Annotated in this window: 15 protein-coding genes; 10 read left to right on the top strand and 5 right to left on the bottom strand. The window is 62.8% G+C overall.

Translation table 11 applies throughout. The features are described from left to right. Nucleotides 1-123 precede the first annotated feature (123 nt). The 6 genes from guaA to BW975_RS15385 are packed head-to-tail and all read left to right on the top strand — an operon-like array spanning nt 124 to nt 6,090. A complete protein-coding gene (gene guaA / locus BW975_RS15410; RefSeq protein ID WP_076535184.1) occupies nt 124-1,686 on the top strand; it encodes a glutamine-hydrolyzing GMP synthase in 1,563 nt (520 codons plus the stop codon). Between the two features lie 50 nt (nt 1,687-1,736). After that, the gene (locus tag BW975_RS15405) at nt 1,737-2,609 is read left to right on the top strand and encodes an ATPase (RefSeq protein ID WP_076535183.1); all 873 of its coding nucleotides are present in this window, start codon (nt 1,737-1,739) and stop codon (nt 2,607-2,609) included. Nucleotides 2,610-2,639: 30 nt separating this feature from the next. Beyond that, entirely contained in the window at nt 2,640-3,563 is a 924-nt protein-coding gene (metA, locus tag BW975_RS15400; RefSeq protein ID WP_076535182.1) for a homoserine O-acetyltransferase MetA, read from the top strand. A 16-nt stretch (nt 3,564-3,579) separates the two neighbouring features. Beyond that, the gene (locus BW975_RS15395) at nt 3,580-4,515 is read left to right on the top strand and encodes an alpha/beta fold hydrolase (RefSeq protein WP_083687153.1); all 936 of its coding nucleotides are present in this window, start codon (nt 3,580-3,582) and stop codon (nt 4,513-4,515) included. A 56-nt stretch (nt 4,516-4,571) separates the two neighbouring features. Next, nucleotides 4,572-5,468, top strand: a complete 897-nt coding sequence (gene ppk2, locus BW975_RS15390) for a polyphosphate kinase 2 (RefSeq protein WP_076535180.1) — start codon at nt 4,572-4,574, stop codon at nt 5,466-5,468. Next, a complete protein-coding gene (locus BW975_RS15385; protein ID WP_076535179.1) occupies nt 5,461-6,090 on the top strand; it encodes a TetR/AcrR family transcriptional regulator in 630 nt (209 codons plus the stop codon). Before ppk2 ends, BW975_RS15385 begins: the two co-directional genes overlap by 8 nt. Here the strand turns inward: BW975_RS15385 and BW975_RS15380 are convergent. From BW975_RS15380 to BW975_RS15365, 4 genes are all read right to left on the bottom strand, one after another. Continuing rightward, the gene (locus tag BW975_RS15380) at nt 6,072-8,078 is read right to left on the bottom strand and encodes an acyltransferase family protein (protein ID WP_076535178.1); all 2,007 of its coding nucleotides are present in this window, start codon (nt 8,076-8,078) and stop codon (nt 6,072-6,074) included. The genes BW975_RS15385 and BW975_RS15380 overlap by 19 nt on opposite strands. Nucleotides 8,079-8,197: 119 nt before the next feature. Continuing rightward, nucleotides 8,198-8,680 (bottom strand): 30S ribosomal protein S9, encoded by a 483-nt coding sequence (gene rpsI / locus BW975_RS15375; RefSeq protein WP_076535177.1) that lies wholly within the window; start codon nt 8,678-8,680, stop codon nt 8,198-8,200. Beyond that, a complete protein-coding gene (gene rplM, locus BW975_RS15370; RefSeq protein ID WP_076535176.1) occupies nt 8,680-9,144 on the bottom strand; it encodes a 50S ribosomal protein L13 in 465 nt (154 codons plus the stop codon). Before rplM ends, rpsI begins: the two co-directional genes overlap by 1 nt. Before the next feature lie 185 nt (nt 9,145-9,329). After that, complete coding sequence (locus tag BW975_RS15365; protein WP_076535290.1) at nt 9,330-9,764, bottom strand: PaaI family thioesterase; 435 nt, start codon at nt 9,762-9,764, stop codon at nt 9,330-9,332. 70 nt (nt 9,765-9,834) lie between these two features. On the opposite strand from BW975_RS15365, the gene BW975_RS15360 reads away from it, so the two are divergent. The 3 genes from BW975_RS15360 to gluQRS all read left to right on the top strand — a co-directional run bounded on the left by BW975_RS15360 (nt 9,835) and on the right by gluQRS (nt 13,367). Continuing rightward, nucleotides 9,835-10,620: an enoyl-CoA hydratase gene (locus BW975_RS15360; protein WP_076535175.1), complete on the top strand. Its 786-nt coding sequence runs from the start codon at nt 9,835-9,837 to the stop codon at nt 10,618-10,620. Nucleotides 10,621-11,062: 442 nt separating this feature from the next. Continuing rightward, on the top strand, nt 11,063-12,415 hold the full coding sequence (gene trmFO / locus BW975_RS15355) for a methylenetetrahydrofolate--tRNA-(uracil(54)-C(5))-methyltransferase (FADH(2)-oxidizing) TrmFO (protein ID WP_076535174.1): 1,353 nt from the start codon (nt 11,063-11,065) through the stop codon (nt 12,413-12,415). A gap of 37 nt (nt 12,416-12,452) precedes the next feature. Continuing rightward, nucleotides 12,453-13,367, top strand: a complete 915-nt coding sequence (gene gluQRS / locus BW975_RS15350; RefSeq protein ID WP_076535173.1) for a tRNA glutamyl-Q(34) synthetase GluQRS — start codon at nt 12,453-12,455, stop codon at nt 13,365-13,367. 19 nt (nt 13,368-13,386) lie between these two features. On the opposite strand, the gene hisI is transcribed toward gluQRS, so the two are convergent. Continuing rightward, complete coding sequence (gene hisI / locus BW975_RS15345) at nt 13,387-13,749, bottom strand: phosphoribosyl-AMP cyclohydrolase (RefSeq protein ID WP_076535172.1); 363 nt, start codon at nt 13,747-13,749, stop codon at nt 13,387-13,389. Nucleotides 13,750-13,816: 67 nt separating this feature from the next. Between hisI and BW975_RS15340 the strand changes: the two genes are divergently transcribed. After that, entirely contained in the window at nt 13,817-14,257 is a 441-nt protein-coding gene (locus BW975_RS15340) for an iron-sulfur cluster assembly scaffold protein (protein ID WP_076535289.1), read from the top strand. Nucleotides 14,258-14,461: the final 204 nt, after the last annotated feature.

Raw genomic sequence — 14,461 nt, 5'->3', positions numbered from 1 at the left:
CCATCTGCGGGGAGAAAGCGACATGCGGCTCTGCCAAGCACACCGAGGCTGCTATGCCGTGATTCAGGATCAGGGCATACCGGCCCTCTTGCGCAAAAGCGCCGCCCGGCCTACTAGGCTGGCATGACCGAGATTGAACATGAACGCCTCCTGATCATCGACTTTGGCAGCCAGGTAACGCAGTTGATCGCGCGCCGCCTGCGCGAGCTGGATGTCTATTGCGAAATCCATCCGTTCCAGAACGTGACGGACGCCTTTCTGGATGAATTGGCGCCCCGCGCCATCATCCTGTCAGGCGGCCCGGCCAGCGTCATGGACGAAGGCTCGCCCAGACCGCCGCAAAAGGTCTTCGAGATGGGCGTGCCCGTCCTTGGCATCTGCTATGGCCAGCAGGTGATGATGCACATGTTGGGCGGCAAGGTGGAGCGCGGCGACGGCACCGCCGAGTTCGGCCGCGCCTATGTCACGCCGACCGAGACGCGCATCGACCTGCTGAAAGGCTGGTTCCTGGAAGAACGCGAGCAGGTCTGGATGAGCCATGGCGACCATGTCGCGGCCATCGCGCCCGGCTTTGACATCTATGGCACCTCGCCCGGCGCGCCCTTTGCGGTTACGGCAGATCTCGAGCGCCGCTTCTACGCCGTGCAGTTCCACCCCGAGGTGCATCACACGCCCAACGGCAAGACGCTCTACCAGAATTTCATTCAGGACGCCGGCTTTACCGGCGACTGGACCATGGCCGCCTACCGCGAGGAGGCCGTGCGCCAGATCCGTGAGCAGGTGGGCGACAAACAGGTGATTTGCGGTCTCTCGGGCGGCGTCGATTCGTCCGTGGCCGCGGTGCTGATCCACGAGGCGATCGGTGATCAGCTGACTTGCGTGTTCGTCGATCACGGTCTCTTGCGACAGGGCGAGGCGGACGAAGTTGTCACGATGTTCCGCGACCATTATAACATCCCGCTCATTCACGCCGACGAGGCCGATCTGTTTTTGGGCGAACTTGACGGCCAGAGCGATCCCGAGACCAAGCGCAAGATCATCGGGCGCCTCTTCATCGACGTGTTCCAGAAATACGCGAACGAGATTGAGGGAGCCGAGTTTCTCGCGCAGGGCACGCTTTATCCCGATGTCATCGAATCGGTCAGCTTTTCGGGCGGGCCGTCGGTCACCATCAAATCGCACCACAACGTCGGCGGCTTGCCGGAAAAGATGGGCCTCAAGCTGATTGAGCCGCTGCGCGAGCTTTTCAAGGACGAAGTGCGCGCCTTGGGCATGGAGCTGGGCCTGCCGGCCAGCTTTATCGGGCGCCACCCCTTCCCCGGCCCCGGCCTTGCCATCCGCTGCCCGGGCGAGATCACCCGCGAGAAGCTCGAAATTCTGCGCAAGGCCGACGCCGTCTACATCGACCAGATCCGCAAGCACGGCCTTTATGACGAGATCTGGCAGGCTTTCGTTGCCATTCTGCCCGTGCGCACCGTGGGCGTCATGGGCGACGGACGGACCTACGATTTTGCCTGCGCGCTGCGGGCCGTGACGTCGGTCGACGGGATGACCGCCGATTACTATCCCTTCACCCATGATTTTTTGGGCGAGACGGCGACACGCATTATCAACGAAGTGCGCGGCATCAATCGCGTCACATACGATATCACTTCGAAACCGCCGGGCACGATCGAGTGGGAATAGGCGACGCAGCGCCGCCCACCGCCCCGGCACGCTAGCCAAAGAGGCAGGTCATGCTCTATCCCGACGCCGCAACATGGCGCGCCGCGCCCGCCAAACATGTGCTGTTTTACGGCATGTCGGGTCTGGGCAAAACGCATCTGTCAAACATGCTGCGCGGCGCTGGGGACTGGTTTCACTACTCCATCGATTACCGCATCGGCACGCGCTACATGGGCGAGTTGATCGCAGACAATGCCAAGGCGCACGCGATGCAGGTGCCCTTCCTGCGCGATCTGCTCTTGTCCGACTCGATCTATATCGGCTCGAACATCACGTTCAACAATCTGGCCCCCGTCTCGACCTATCTGGGCAGGCCGGGCAATCCGGCGTGCGGCGGTATGGCCATGGATCAATACCGCACCCGCCAAGAGCAGTTCCGCCGCGCCGAGATCGCCGCGCTGATGGATACCGGCTATTTCATCGAGCGTGCGGTGCAGCTTTATGGCTATCCGAATTTCATCTGCGACACCGGCGGGTCGATCTGTGAATGGGCCGATGGCAACGATCCGGCCGATCCGCTGCTGACCGAGCTGTCGCAGCATTGCCTGCTGGTCTATCTCGAAGGCACCGACGCCCATACTGCCGAGCTGATCCGGCGGTTTGACCGAGCGCCCAAACCGATGGCCTATCAGCCCGAATTCCTGACCCGCGTATGGGAGGAATACCTGAGTGAAAACGAATGCGTAGAGGCGGATGTTGATCCTGATGCCTTCATTCGCTGGACCTATGCGAAGGCTCTCGCGCACCGCCAGCCGCGCTTTGAGGCGATGGCCCCCTGGGGCGTGACCCTGACCCCCGCGGATGTCGAGGCGATCACGGACACCGCAAGTTTCAATGATCGGATCGCCGCCGCCCTTGAGCGCCGAACGTCCACGCCTATCTAAGCCCTTTTTGCAAGAACGGACGCCTGACCCATGCCCATCAAGATCCCTGCCAACCTGCCCGCCTACGACGTGCTCACGCGCGAAGGCGTCATGGTCATGGACGAGGATCAGGCGGCGCGTCAGGATATCCGCCCGCTGCGCATCGGCCTGCTGAACCTGATGCCGAAAAAGATCCAGACGGAAAACCAGTTCGCCCGGCTCATAGGCGCGACACCGCTCCAGATCGAGCTGAGCCTCATCCGCATGAGCGAGCACCAGACCAAAAATACCGCCGCCGACCATATGGAGAGCTTTTATCGGTCCTTCGCCGAGGTCGAGGCCACCGGCGAGAAGTTCGACGGGCTGATCATAACCGGCGCGCCGATCGAGCATCTGGATTTTTGCGACGTCACCTATTGGGACGAATTGTCCAGCGTTTTTAAATGGACGCAGAGCCATGTTCATTCGACCTTCGGCGTCTGCTGGGGCGGCATGGCGATGATCAATCATTTCCACGGCGTTGAAAAACACATGCTGCCCGCCAAGGCCTTCGGCTGTTTCCGGCACGACAACATGCAGCCTGCCTCGCCCTATCTGCGCGGCTTTTCCGACGATATGGTCGTCCCGGTCAGCCGCTGGACCGAAATGCGCCGCGCCGAGATCGATGCCGTGCCCGCCCTGACCACGCTCTTGCATTCGGATGAGGTCGGCCCCTGCCTCGTCGAGGATGCGGCGCATCGCGCGCTCTATGTCTTTAATCATTTCGAATATGACAGCGACACGCTGAAGCAGGAATATGACCGCGATGCCGCCGCCGGCACACCGATCAACGTGCCCTGCAACTACTACCCCGACGACGATCCCACGCGCGCGCCGCGCAACCGCTGGCGCAGCCACGCGCATCTACTTTACGGCAACTGGATTTCAATGATCTACCAGACGACGCCTTATGACATCGACACCATCGGGACATGAGCGGATGCGCAAGGTCATGATATATGTTGCTGTTGTCATTGCCCTTTTCGTGGTGGCCGTACAGGTCATGGCCACTTGGCGCGAAAGGTCCGCCGTCGCCGAGTACCCGCCCGAGGGTCAGATACTCGACGTGAACGGCACTCAGGTCCATGCGGTGGTCATGGGCGACGGTCCCGATCTGGTCCTGATCCACGGCGCCAGCGGCAATACGCGCGACATGACGTTCAGCTTGGCCCCGCGCCTGGCCGAGCGCTACCGCGTCATCGTGTTTGACCGCCCCGGCCTTGGCTATACCGAGCGGCTGAACAGCACCGGCGCCAGCATCGTCCAGCAGGCCGAGCTTCTGCGCGCCGCCGCCGCGAAACTGGGCGCCGAGCAGCCGATTGTCATGGGTCAGAGCTATGGGGGCGCCGTGGCGCTGGCATGGGCCGCGACCTTCCCCGAGGATGTCGCTGCCCTCATCCCCGTCGCCGCCGCGTCAAACCCGTGGGACACCGGCCTTGGCACTTTCTACGAAATCACCTCCTCGCGCTGGGGCCAGGCGCTGGTGGTGCCGCTCATCACCGCCTTCGTGCCCGAGACGGTCGTGCAATCGTCGATCGAGGGCGTCTTCAAACCCCAAGAGCCCCCCGAAGGCTACGCGGAGGCGATCGCCGCGCCCCTTACCCTGCGCCGGGTCAGCCTGTCGGCCAATGCCGATCAGCGCGCGAATCTCCTCGGCGAGATCGAGGCGCTGGTGCCGCAATACGGCCAGATCATTGCCCCGACCGAGATCATACACGGCACCGCCGACACGACAGTCGGGCTTGAAATCCACTCGGAAAAGCTGGTGAACCAGATAGACGGCGCCGTTCTGACCCGCCTGCCCGGCATGGGCCACATGCTGCAACATGTCGCCGAGGACGAGGTTATCGCGGCCATCGACCGCGCAGCGGCGCGCGCAGGCCTCTAGCGATTGCAAGGATCGGGCGCCCGGCCCATACTGGCGCGAAAGAGGAGAGCAGCCTCATGACCCACGCCTTTGACGGTGCGATCAGCGCCTTCTTTGAACAAACTGCGCCCGCGCAGGTCGCCGATGCCATTCGTGCGGCGCAGAAGGACGATATTCTGGATGCAGATTATCCCTATACCAAACGCATGCCGCGCAAGACCTACGAGCGCGAGCTGCACGCGGTGCAGGTCGAGCTGGTCAAACTTCAGGCTTGGGCGAAAACGGCGGGCGCGCGCATCGCCATCCTTTTTGAAGGGCGCGACGCTGCGGGCAAGGGTGGCACGATCAAGCGTGTCCATCAGTACCTGAACCCGCGCGGCGCGCGCGTCGTCGCCCTGCCCAAGCCGTCGGATACCGAAGCGACACAGTGGTATTTCCAGAGATATACATCGCATCTGCCTGCGGCGGGCGAAATCGTGTCCTTCGACCGCAGCTGGTACAATCGAGGCGTGGTCGAGCATGTGTTTGACTTTTGCACGCCAGCGCAACGCGCGCTTTTCTTTGACCAAGCTCCCGCCTTCGAGCGGATGCTGGTGCAGGACGGCATCATCCTGATCAAGTTCTGGCTGAACGTGGGCCGGGCCGAGCAGCTGCGCCGATTTCTGGGCCGCGAAGGCGATCCGCTCAAGCATTGGAAGCTTAGCTGGATCGACGTCGAGGGGCTGAACAAATGGGATGCTTATTCGCAGGCCATTGCCGAGACACTCGCGCGCACCCACAGCTCTGATGCGCCTTGGACCGTGATCCGCGCTGACGACAAGCGCCGCGCACGCCTTGCCGCCATCCGCCGCATCCTGCGTGCCGTGCCCTACGAGGACAAGGACGCCGAGGCCATCGGCCCGGCAGATCCTTCAATCATTGGCGGACCCGAGCTGTGGCAGGGCGAGCCTCTGGACCAGCCGCCCCGTGCCTAAACGCGGATATCATCACGGCAATCTACGCCAGGCGCTCGTCGAGGCCGCGCTCGAGCTGATCGAGGCCAAGGGCCCGACCGGGTTCACGCTGTCCGAAGCGGCAAGCCGCGCGGGCGTCACCCCCGCCGCGGTCTATCGCCACTTTGCAGGCCGCGAAGACCTGATCACCGAGGCCGCTCTACAAGGCTACGAGATGTTCGGCGCGCTGATGAAGCACGCCTATAACGGCGGCGGCCCTTCTGCGCTGGCAGCGTTCGAGGCGACGGGGCGCGCGTATCTGGCCTTCGCGCGCAAGCATCCCGGCCATTACATCGCCATGTTCGAAAGCGGGATATCGATCAATCGCACGCCCGAGCTGGCCGCTGCAGCCCTTGCGGCGCGCCGCGTCCACGAGGCGGCCGCCGAGCAGCTATGCCAGCATATCCCTGCAGCGCAGCGCCCGCCCGCGGCGATGTTCTCGGCCCATATCTGGGCGCTCAGCCATGGTGTGGTCGAGCTTTTTGCGCGCGGCGCACCCGGCGCGGCCAGCCCTTTTGCGCCCGAGGATCTGCTGGAATCGGGTATCGGTATCTACCTGCGCGGCCTCGGCCTTATCCCGCAGGATCAGGGGCGCGGCGCGTAGCTTTGGGATATCATCGGCGCCAGGGCGAGCGCCCCGGCCAGCGACAAATGGTTGGTATCGCGGTAAAGCGCCTTGCCATCCCGCATCCATGCATAACCGCCACCCTCCACAAAGGCTTCTCTCAGCATCAGGAGTGTGGCGCCGTGTTCGGCCACCTGCTGTGCCATGATTTCGTCCGCGGCCTGGCTGAACTCATCGAAGGTTCTGCGCGCGACGAAACTGGCCCGAAATTTCTGTTCAGCCTGCGGCCAGTCCAGCCCGATCAGCATGGATTGCTCGATCATCGTCTGGGTGATCACGTGTTGCAAAGGCACCTGGTCCACGACCACCACACGCACACCCGCGGCGCGATAAAAGGCCAAGGTGCGCGCCAGAGCTGCTTCGAACGTCGCCAGCCTTTGATCCGCGCGCACATGCTGCGCGCCAAAGCGCTCGGCAAGGGCGTATGTCAGCTCTTCGTCGGCGTAGTCGCCGATGGCATAGAGGGTCCAGCGCGCAACAAGGTAAACGGTGTCGATCCCTCGCGCGACGACATCTTCGGCAGATTTGCGCACAAAGTCGTGGCACCGCTGAGAATAGCTACCGCCCTTGGCGGAATACACGCCCAAAAGAGGCGAACAGGCACCGAGCGCTGCATACTGCACCTCGACCGAATGGTCCTGCGACATGAGGGCATAGGCGGGCAACAGCGCCTGAGCGTGGCTGTCGCCAAGGACTGCGACCCTTGGGATATCGCCCGCAACATCGCCAGATGGCTGGAAAACGGTGCAAAGTTCCATATCGCTTTGCGTCACGCCGTCGAGGCAGCCGGTATTTTCGGGCCAGGTCATCAACTCGGCGCGCATCGCGGTCATGCCGCCCGAGCCCGCGTTATCAAGCCGACCAGGATAGCCGTCTGTCGCAACACCCGAGAAGCCTAGCGCCGCAAACCCGGCGATGCCCGCGACGCTGACCGAAAGCAAGGCGCGCCGCCTCGGCAGCAGAGTGCGCCGCCGAAACGGCGTCTCGACATAGCGCATTGTCAGCCACGCCAGACCCAGAGTGATCACAGACAAAAGCGCCATCACCCACAAGGGAGGCTCCTCGATGCTGCGAATGCGGGCAAAAGCAAAAAGCGGCTGGTGCCACAAGTAGGCGCTGTAACTGATGAGCCCGACCCAGATCATCGGCCGAGCGCTGAGCGCGCGCGCGGCCCATGTCCCGGTATCGGCGAAAAGGATCACCAGCGCCGTGCCAACGATGGGCACCAGCGCGTATACAGACGGAAAAGGCGTGGCAGCGGTATAATTGAACACCGACCACAGGATCATCGCCAGCCCGCCCAGGGCCGCGACATCATTGCGCATCCGGGGCCGCGCAAAGAGGATCGCAGCACAGATCGAGCCGGCCAGCAATTCCCAAAGGCGCGAGAAGGTGAAGTAGAAATTCTGTCCCGGATAGTTGCGCCACCCCCATTCCGCCAAGGCCAGCGACAGTGCCGACAGGATCAGGAACACCACCAGAAATTTGCGCCGCGCAAAGGCGCCAAGCGGAATCAGGACCAGTGGAAACAAAAGATAGAATTGCTCTTCGACCGCAAGGCTCCAAGTGTGTAACAGCGGACGGAGGGCAGAGCCGATATCGTAATAGGACGACTTTTCCAGGAAGTGGAAATTCGACAGGAAAAGCGCCGCAAACGCCCCGCTGCGCGCGTAGTCGTCGAACGGGTCCGGCGCCAACCAGCGCCAGGCGAACGGGATCGTGCAAAACATGACCAGAAAGAGGGCGGGCAGGATGCGCCGTGCACGCCGCTCGTAGAAATCCAGCAGCGAATAGGTGCCGGCCTCGCGTTCCGAAATCAGGATGGTTGTAATCAGATACCCGCTGATAACGAAAAACACGTCCACGCCGACATAGCCGCCAGCGAAAGACGCAAAGCCTGCGTGAAACAGGATGACCGGGATCACCGCAACCGCGCGCAATCCATCAATTTCAGGCCGGTAACGCATGAGCCAATAGCATCCAGCAGTTGGGCCAAGCGCCGCCATGGCTCAAGCCCAGAAAGCAAAAGGGGCGCGGCGGTTTTCCCGCAGCGCCCCTGTCCAGTACATGATCGTCCGGGCGCGTCTTAGCGCTTGGAGAACTGGAAGCTCCGGCGAGCCTTGCGGCGACCGTACTTCTTGCGCTCGACGACGCGGCTGTCGCGGGTCAGGAAGCCTGCCGCCTTCAGCGCACCGCGCAGGCTGGGATCATAAAGCTGCAGCGCCTTCGAGATGCCGTGCTTGACCGCACCGGCCTGGCCCGAGAGGCCGCCACCGACGACAGTTGCCATCACGTCGAACTGATCCTCGGTGCCCGAGATCGTAAAGGGCTGGCGCAGGATCATCTGCAGAACCGGACGCGCAAAATAGACGTTCAGCTCTTTGCCGTTGACGGTGACTTTGCCCGAACCGGGCTTGATCCAGACGCGTGCGACCGCGTCCTTCCGCTTGCCCGTGGCATAAGCACGGCCCAACTCGTCGCGGACAGGCTCGCGCGGGGCGGCCTCTTCGACGGGGGTGCCGGTTGCGACGGCGGAAAGTTCTTCGAGGGAGTTGATTTCGTCAGCCATCAGTAAGCCACCCGCGTGTTCTTGGAGTTCATGTTCTTGACGTCCAGCACCTCGGGGCTTTGCGCCTCGTGGGGATGCTCGCCGCCGGCATAGACGCGCAGATTGGTCATCACCTGGCGGCTCAGGCGGTTGCCCGGCAGCATGCGCTTGACCGCCTGCATCACGACGCGCTCGGGGAACTTGCCCTCAAGGATCTCGCCCGTCGTGCGCGACTTGATGCCGCCCGGATGGCCGGTGTGCCAGTAGTTGGGCTTGTCACGCTTCTTGCCGGTCAGTTGGACCTTCTCGGCATTGATGACGATGACGTTGTCGCCCATGTCCATATGGGGAGTGAAGCTTGCCTTGTGCTTGCCGCGCAGGCGCATGGCGATAACCGACGCAAGACGGCCCAGCACGACGCCTTCGGCGTCGATGATGATCCATTTCTTGTCGATATCCGCCGGTGTCGCTGAGAATGTCTTCATGACCGCAGATTCCTTGATTCCATCGTATAGGGTGCAGGCCGGGCCTACCCCGTGGTGATGGGCGGGTTATATAGAAGGTGCGCGCCGGGTCAACACGTGGCTTATCGGATTAATTAAGCAATTTCAGTGTGTTAAAAATTAGGTATAATAATACCCCAATAGCCTGCCGCTAAGAATGCCGGATCTCAGCCCGCCTGCACCTTACCCTGCGGGATCGAATATGTCAGGCTCGCGCGTGCGACTGGCGCCTCATGACCGTCCGAGCGGATCAACGCGTCGCCAACGGCCAGAACGCGTCCCAGCTTGAGCAGGCGCAGATCCGCGATCACATCGACGCCCGCTTGGGGCTTGCGCATGAAGTCAATGCTGCAATTCGTCGTCACGGCCAAGGCTTCGGGACCAATCATGGCCAGCACCGCCAAATACATGCCCACATCCGCCAGCGCAAAAAGCGCGGGCCCCGAGACCGTACCGCCGGGACGCAGATGCAATTCCCGCACCTTGAGACGCAGCGACAGACGCATCGGACCCAGTTCGTCGATCACGAAATCATCCGACACCTGCGGAAATTCGCGCGCCATGAACTCGGTCAATTCGGATCGTGTCATCTTGAGCGTCATCTGCGGCTTCATGCTTTCCTCCGGTCCTTGGCACCGCTACAGATTGGCTCATAGCAGGAGGAGCGACAAGATGGCGATGATCGAGCGCAGCGACACCGGGGCCGTGGCCCGCCTGACTTTAAACGCCCCCGAACGGATGAATGCTCTCAGCGATGCGATGCTGGCTGCCCTTATGGCCGAACTCGAGACGCTCGCCGGGCAAGACCACATCCGGGCCGTGATCATCGCGGGTGCTGGCAAGGCATTTTGCGCCGGTCACGACCTCAACGAGATGACCTTGGGCCGCGCCGCCGCGGATGATGGCCAAGCCTATTTTGCCGATCTTTTCGGACGCTGCGCCGCTGTGATGATGGCGATCCGTGCCCTGCCCCAACCCGTCATTGCCGAGGTGCATGGCGTTGCCGCCGCCGCGGGGTGCCAGCTGGTTGCGTCGTGTGACATGGCGGTTGCCGCCGAGGGCACCCGCTTTGGCGTCAATGACGTCAATATCGGTCTGTTCTGCTCGACGCCGATGGTGGCACTCAGCCGCGCGGTGCCGCGCAAGCAGGCCTTCGAAATGCTGACCACCGGCGCCTTTGTGAACGCCGATCGCGCGTGCGAAATCGGACTGATAAACCGCGCCGTGGCCCCGGACGCCCTGCAATCCGCCACGATGGAGTTGGCCCAAACGGTCGCCGACAAGCTGGGCGGTGCGGTGCGCATCGGCAAGCGCGCCTTCTACGAGCAACTCGAGATGGGCGTCGAGCAAGCCTATCTTCATACCGGGGACGTGATGACCCAGAACATGATGATGGCGGAGACTGCCGAGGGGATTGAAGCGTTCCTGTCCAAGCGCAGCCCGAATTGGTCACAATAAAGCCCGATTCGACCCGTGGAGGTGGCGCGAGCGGCGGATCTGTTGACGGATTTCATCCAGTCCCATGAATCAACGGCCAATGTTTCCGAAACCTCGCCACAGTATTCCCACAATTGCCGTTTTTTTGCCGCAATGCTTCAAGTAGTCCTTCCCGGGCGCCGTAATTGACGTTACCGTAGAACTAGATATCGGGTCGCCGCAGCCGCTGTCATGTCCCTCCAGGCCAGCCTCTCTCTGGCCACCGATATGCTTGGCGCGGCGACCCGATCTGACCTTCATGACCCCATATGATACCCGTCCTCCTTGGGTACGTCCTCTCGGACCTGACGCTGGACACGGCCAAGGGGCCACTGACGGGGGCCGAGATCCGACGGAATCCCTCAGGCGCCTGCGCCCGAGTGACCCCTTTCCATGGGCGGCCCGATAGATTATCTGCCGCCACATGACACAGGTTCTGAACATTATCGGCGGCGGCATGGCCGGATCCGAGGCCGCATGGCAAGCCGCCAATATGGGCGTGCAGGTCGTGATCCACGAGATGCGCCCCAAAGTGGCCACTTTCGCCCATCGCACCGGCGACCTGGCCGAGATGGTTTGCTCCAACTCCTTCCGCTCGGACGATGATGAGCAAAACGCCGTGGGCCTCTTGCATTGGGAAATGCGCGCGGCCAATGGCCTCATCATGCAGACCGCCGACAAGCATCGACTGCCCGCCGGAGGCGCGCTGGCCGTGGACCGGGATCCCTTTGCCGCCTCGGTGACGGAGGCGTTGCGCGCGCATCCGAACATCACTGTTCAGGATGCCGAAATCACCGAGATCCCCAAAGACGGCCATTGGATCATCGCCACGGGTCCGCTGACGTCCGCTGGTCTGGGCGAGGCGATCGCTGCGGAAACCGGCGCCGACGCACTCGCATTTTTTGACGCCATCGCGCCCATCATCCACCATGACAGCATCGACATGAGCCGGGCCTGGATGCAGTCGCGCTACGACAAGGGCGAGACCGAGGACGAGCGCACCGCCTATCTCAACTGCCCGATGGACCGGGATACTTACGACGCCTTCATCGACGCCCTGCTCGCCGCCGACAAGACCGAGTTTCACGAGGGCGAGACGGCGGGATATTTCGACGGCTGCCTGCCGATCGAGGTCATGGCCGAGCGCGGCCGCGAGACACTGCGCCACGGCCCGATGAAGCCCGTAGGCCTCACCAACCCGCATCAGCCGGATGTGAAACCTTGGGCCGTTGTTCAGCTGCGCCGTGATAATGCACTGGGAACGCTCTATAATATCGTCGGCTTTCAGACCAAGATGAAATATGGCGCTCAGGCCGAAGTGCTGCGCATGATCCCCGGCCTCGAGAACGCGCGCTTTGCGCGGCTGGGCGGCATCCACCGCAACACCTTCCTCAACTCGCCCACGCTGCTCGACGATCAGATGCGCTGGCGCAAGCATCCGCATATCCGCTTTGCCGGGCAGATCACCGGCGTCGAAGGGTACGTGGAATCCGCGGCGATGGGACTCTTGGCCGGACGCCTTGCCGCCTCGGAGATCCTCGGCCAGCCGATGGCAAGCCCGCCGCAGGACAGCGCCATGGGCGCGCTCATTCACCACATCACAGGCGGCGCCGAGGCCAAGACCTTTCAGCCGATGAACGTCAATTTCGGTCTTTTCCGGCCCGTCGAAGGCCTCAAGGGCGGCCGGCGCGGACGCACCGACCGCTACAAGGCCTATACGGACCGCGCCAAAGCAGCGTGGCAGGACTGGCTGGTGGCGACACCCGCCCAAGCCTAATAGTTTACATGAACTATGGATCAAAAAGCGCTGATATATGACATATGTCACACGCTTCGCCCCATCCCCCACCGGCCCGCTGCATCTAGGCCATGCCTATTCGGCGCTCCTGGCCCATGACATGGCCAAGGCGCATCGCGGACAATTCCTGCTGCGGATCGAGGATATCGACCAATCCCGCGCACGGCCCGAGTGGGAAGCGCAGATCTACGACGATCTGGCGTGGCTCGGCCTGACATGGCCCATGCCTGTCATGCGCCAGTCTGAGCGCATCGACACCTATTCCGCAGCGTTGCATAACCTCGTCGCGAAGGGTCTTGCCTATCCCTGTACCTGCTCGCGCCGCGACATCGCCGCCGCCGCCAGCGCCCCGCAAGAAGGCGCGCCGCTGATCGGACCGGACGGGATCGTTTATCCCGGCACGTGCAGGCCCTCGTTGGATGCCGCACCGCGCGGCGTCTCCGATGGCGCGGCCCTGCGCCTCGACATGCGCGCCGCACGACTGCGGCTCGGCGCAGCGCCCGCATTCACGGAAACCGGCACAGGCCCCGATGGAGAGACCGGCCGGATCGATACATGCTGGGAAACGGTTTTCGAAACGGTCGGCGATATTGTCATTGCCCGCCCCGCCATGGGCACGTCCTATCACCTCTCCGTCGTCCTCGACGACGCGGCTCAGGGCATCACCACCGTCACCCGCGGTCAAGACCTGTTCGAGGCCACAGTGATCCACGTCATCCTGCAGCGCCTTCTAGGCGTGCCGACACCGCTCTACCATCACCACCGCCTCATCCGGGACGATCACGGCAAACGCTTGGCCAAGCGGGACGACGCGCGCGCCATCGCCAAGTATCGCGCCGAGGGCGCTAACCCTCAGGACATCCGCGCAATGATCGGGCTTGTCCAAGGTCCTGCGGCTCACACCCTCGGATCCCGTCCGGCTTCATCTTAGCAAAAATACTCACAGCCCCTCAGTCAGCTTCGGGCGCCATCACCACCTTTTCGCCGCCCTCTTCGACGACTGTGTAGAAGCAACTGCGCCGGTTCGTATGACAGGCCGGCCCGACCTGCTCGATCTTGAGCAGCAGGCAATCGCGGTCGCAATCGACCCGCAGCTCGATCAGGCGCTGAGTATGGCCCGATGTCTCACCCTTGATCCAAAACGCCTGCCGCGAACGCGACCAATAGGTTACGCGGCCCGTCTGCAGCGTCAGGGCGACTGCGTCGGCGTTCATCCAAGCCATCATAAGCACCTCGCCCGAATGAGCATCCTGCGCAATGGCCGGGATCAGACCGCGGGCGTCATAGGTCAGGCTGGCGGTATCGAAATACATGCTGGATTTCCTTTTGCTTCCGGGCGGGTCCGCCTTATCTAAGGCGCATCACGACGAGGAACCAGACATGACCGCCAAGACCGATATGATCAAGCTTTACTCCCAGCGCATCCTCGCGTTGGCGGCGGACATTCCGAACCACACCCGCCTCGATGCGCCCGGCGCAACGGTCAAGCGGCGGGCGCCGCTTTGCGGCTCGGCGATCACGGTCGATCTGACTTGCGAAAACGGCGTCGTCACTGCCTACGGACAGGACGTCAAGGCCTGCGCCCTCGGTCAGGCCGCCGCCAGTGTCGTCGGCGGCGCTATAGTGGGCTGCGAGGCCGCCAAGGTGCGCGACGCGCGCGACGCCCTGTCAAAAATGCTGACCGAGGATGGCCCGACCCCGCCCGCTCCCTTTGACGGGCTGGAGGTGCTGCGCCCTGCGCAGGAGTACAAAAACCGCCACGCATCGATCATGCTGTCGCTCGACGCCGCGGTCGAAGCTCTGGACACGGCTTGCGACTGAATACCCCCTGAACGGCACAAAAAACCGCCGCGCATCCGGTGTGGATGGCGGCGGAGGAATGCGTGTTCCCATGAGGGACCTTGAGCGCAGTTCCGGAAAGGCAGGATCCGAATCGACCAGGGACAGGCAGTGTCGGTCTGTGATGCATCACGTGGTTTGGGGACAGGTGATGCGAGGCGCCCAAGCAAGGGATATCGCAGGCAG

Source organism: Roseovarius nanhaiticus (genome assembly GCF_900156535.1).
In the GTDB taxonomy this organism is placed as follows: domain Bacteria; phylum Pseudomonadota; class Alphaproteobacteria; order Rhodobacterales; family Rhodobacteraceae; genus Roseovarius; species Roseovarius nanhaiticus.
The sequence above is the reverse complement of the archived record's forward strand: the minus strand, read 5'-3'. Positions and strand labels throughout refer to the sequence as shown.

Coding starts and splice junctions, on each gene's coding strand:
- guaA (WP_076535184.1), top strand. CDS start 124: ATGACCGAGATTGAACATGAACGCCTCCTGATCATCGACTTTGGCAGC.
- BW975_RS15405 (WP_076535183.1), top strand. CDS start 1,737: ATGCTCTATCCCGACGCCGCAACATGGCGCGCCGCGCCCGCCAAACAT.
- metA (WP_076535182.1), top strand. CDS start 2,640: ATGCCCATCAAGATCCCTGCCAACCTGCCCGCCTACGACGTGCTCACG.
- BW975_RS15395 (WP_083687153.1), top strand. CDS start 3,580: ATGATATATGTTGCTGTTGTCATTGCCCTTTTCGTGGTGGCCGTACAG.
- ppk2 (WP_076535180.1), top strand. CDS start 4,572: ATGACCCACGCCTTTGACGGTGCGATCAGCGCCTTCTTTGAACAAACT.
- BW975_RS15380 (WP_076535178.1), bottom strand. CDS start 8,078: ATGCGTTACCGGCCTGAAATTGATGGATTGCGCGCGGTTGCGGTGATC.
- rpsI (WP_076535177.1), bottom strand. CDS start 8,680: ATGGCTGACGAAATCAACTCCCTCGAAGAACTTTCCGCCGTCGCAACC.
- rplM (WP_076535176.1), bottom strand. CDS start 9,144: ATGAAGACATTCTCAGCGACACCGGCGGATATCGACAAGAAATGGATC.
- BW975_RS15365 (WP_076535290.1), bottom strand. CDS start 9,764: ATGACGCTCAAGATGACACGATCCGAATTGACCGAGTTCATGGCGCGC.
- BW975_RS15360 (WP_076535175.1), top strand. CDS start 9,835: ATGGCGATGATCGAGCGCAGCGACACCGGGGCCGTGGCCCGCCTGACT.
- trmFO (WP_076535174.1), top strand. CDS start 11,063: ATGACACAGGTTCTGAACATTATCGGCGGCGGCATGGCCGGATCCGAG.
- gluQRS (WP_076535173.1), top strand. CDS start 12,453: ATGACATATGTCACACGCTTCGCCCCATCCCCCACCGGCCCGCTGCAT.
- hisI (WP_076535172.1), bottom strand. CDS start 13,749: ATGTATTTCGATACCGCCAGCCTGACCTATGACGCCCGCGGTCTGATC.
- BW975_RS15340 (WP_076535289.1), top strand. CDS start 13,817: ATGACCGCCAAGACCGATATGATCAAGCTTTACTCCCAGCGCATCCTC.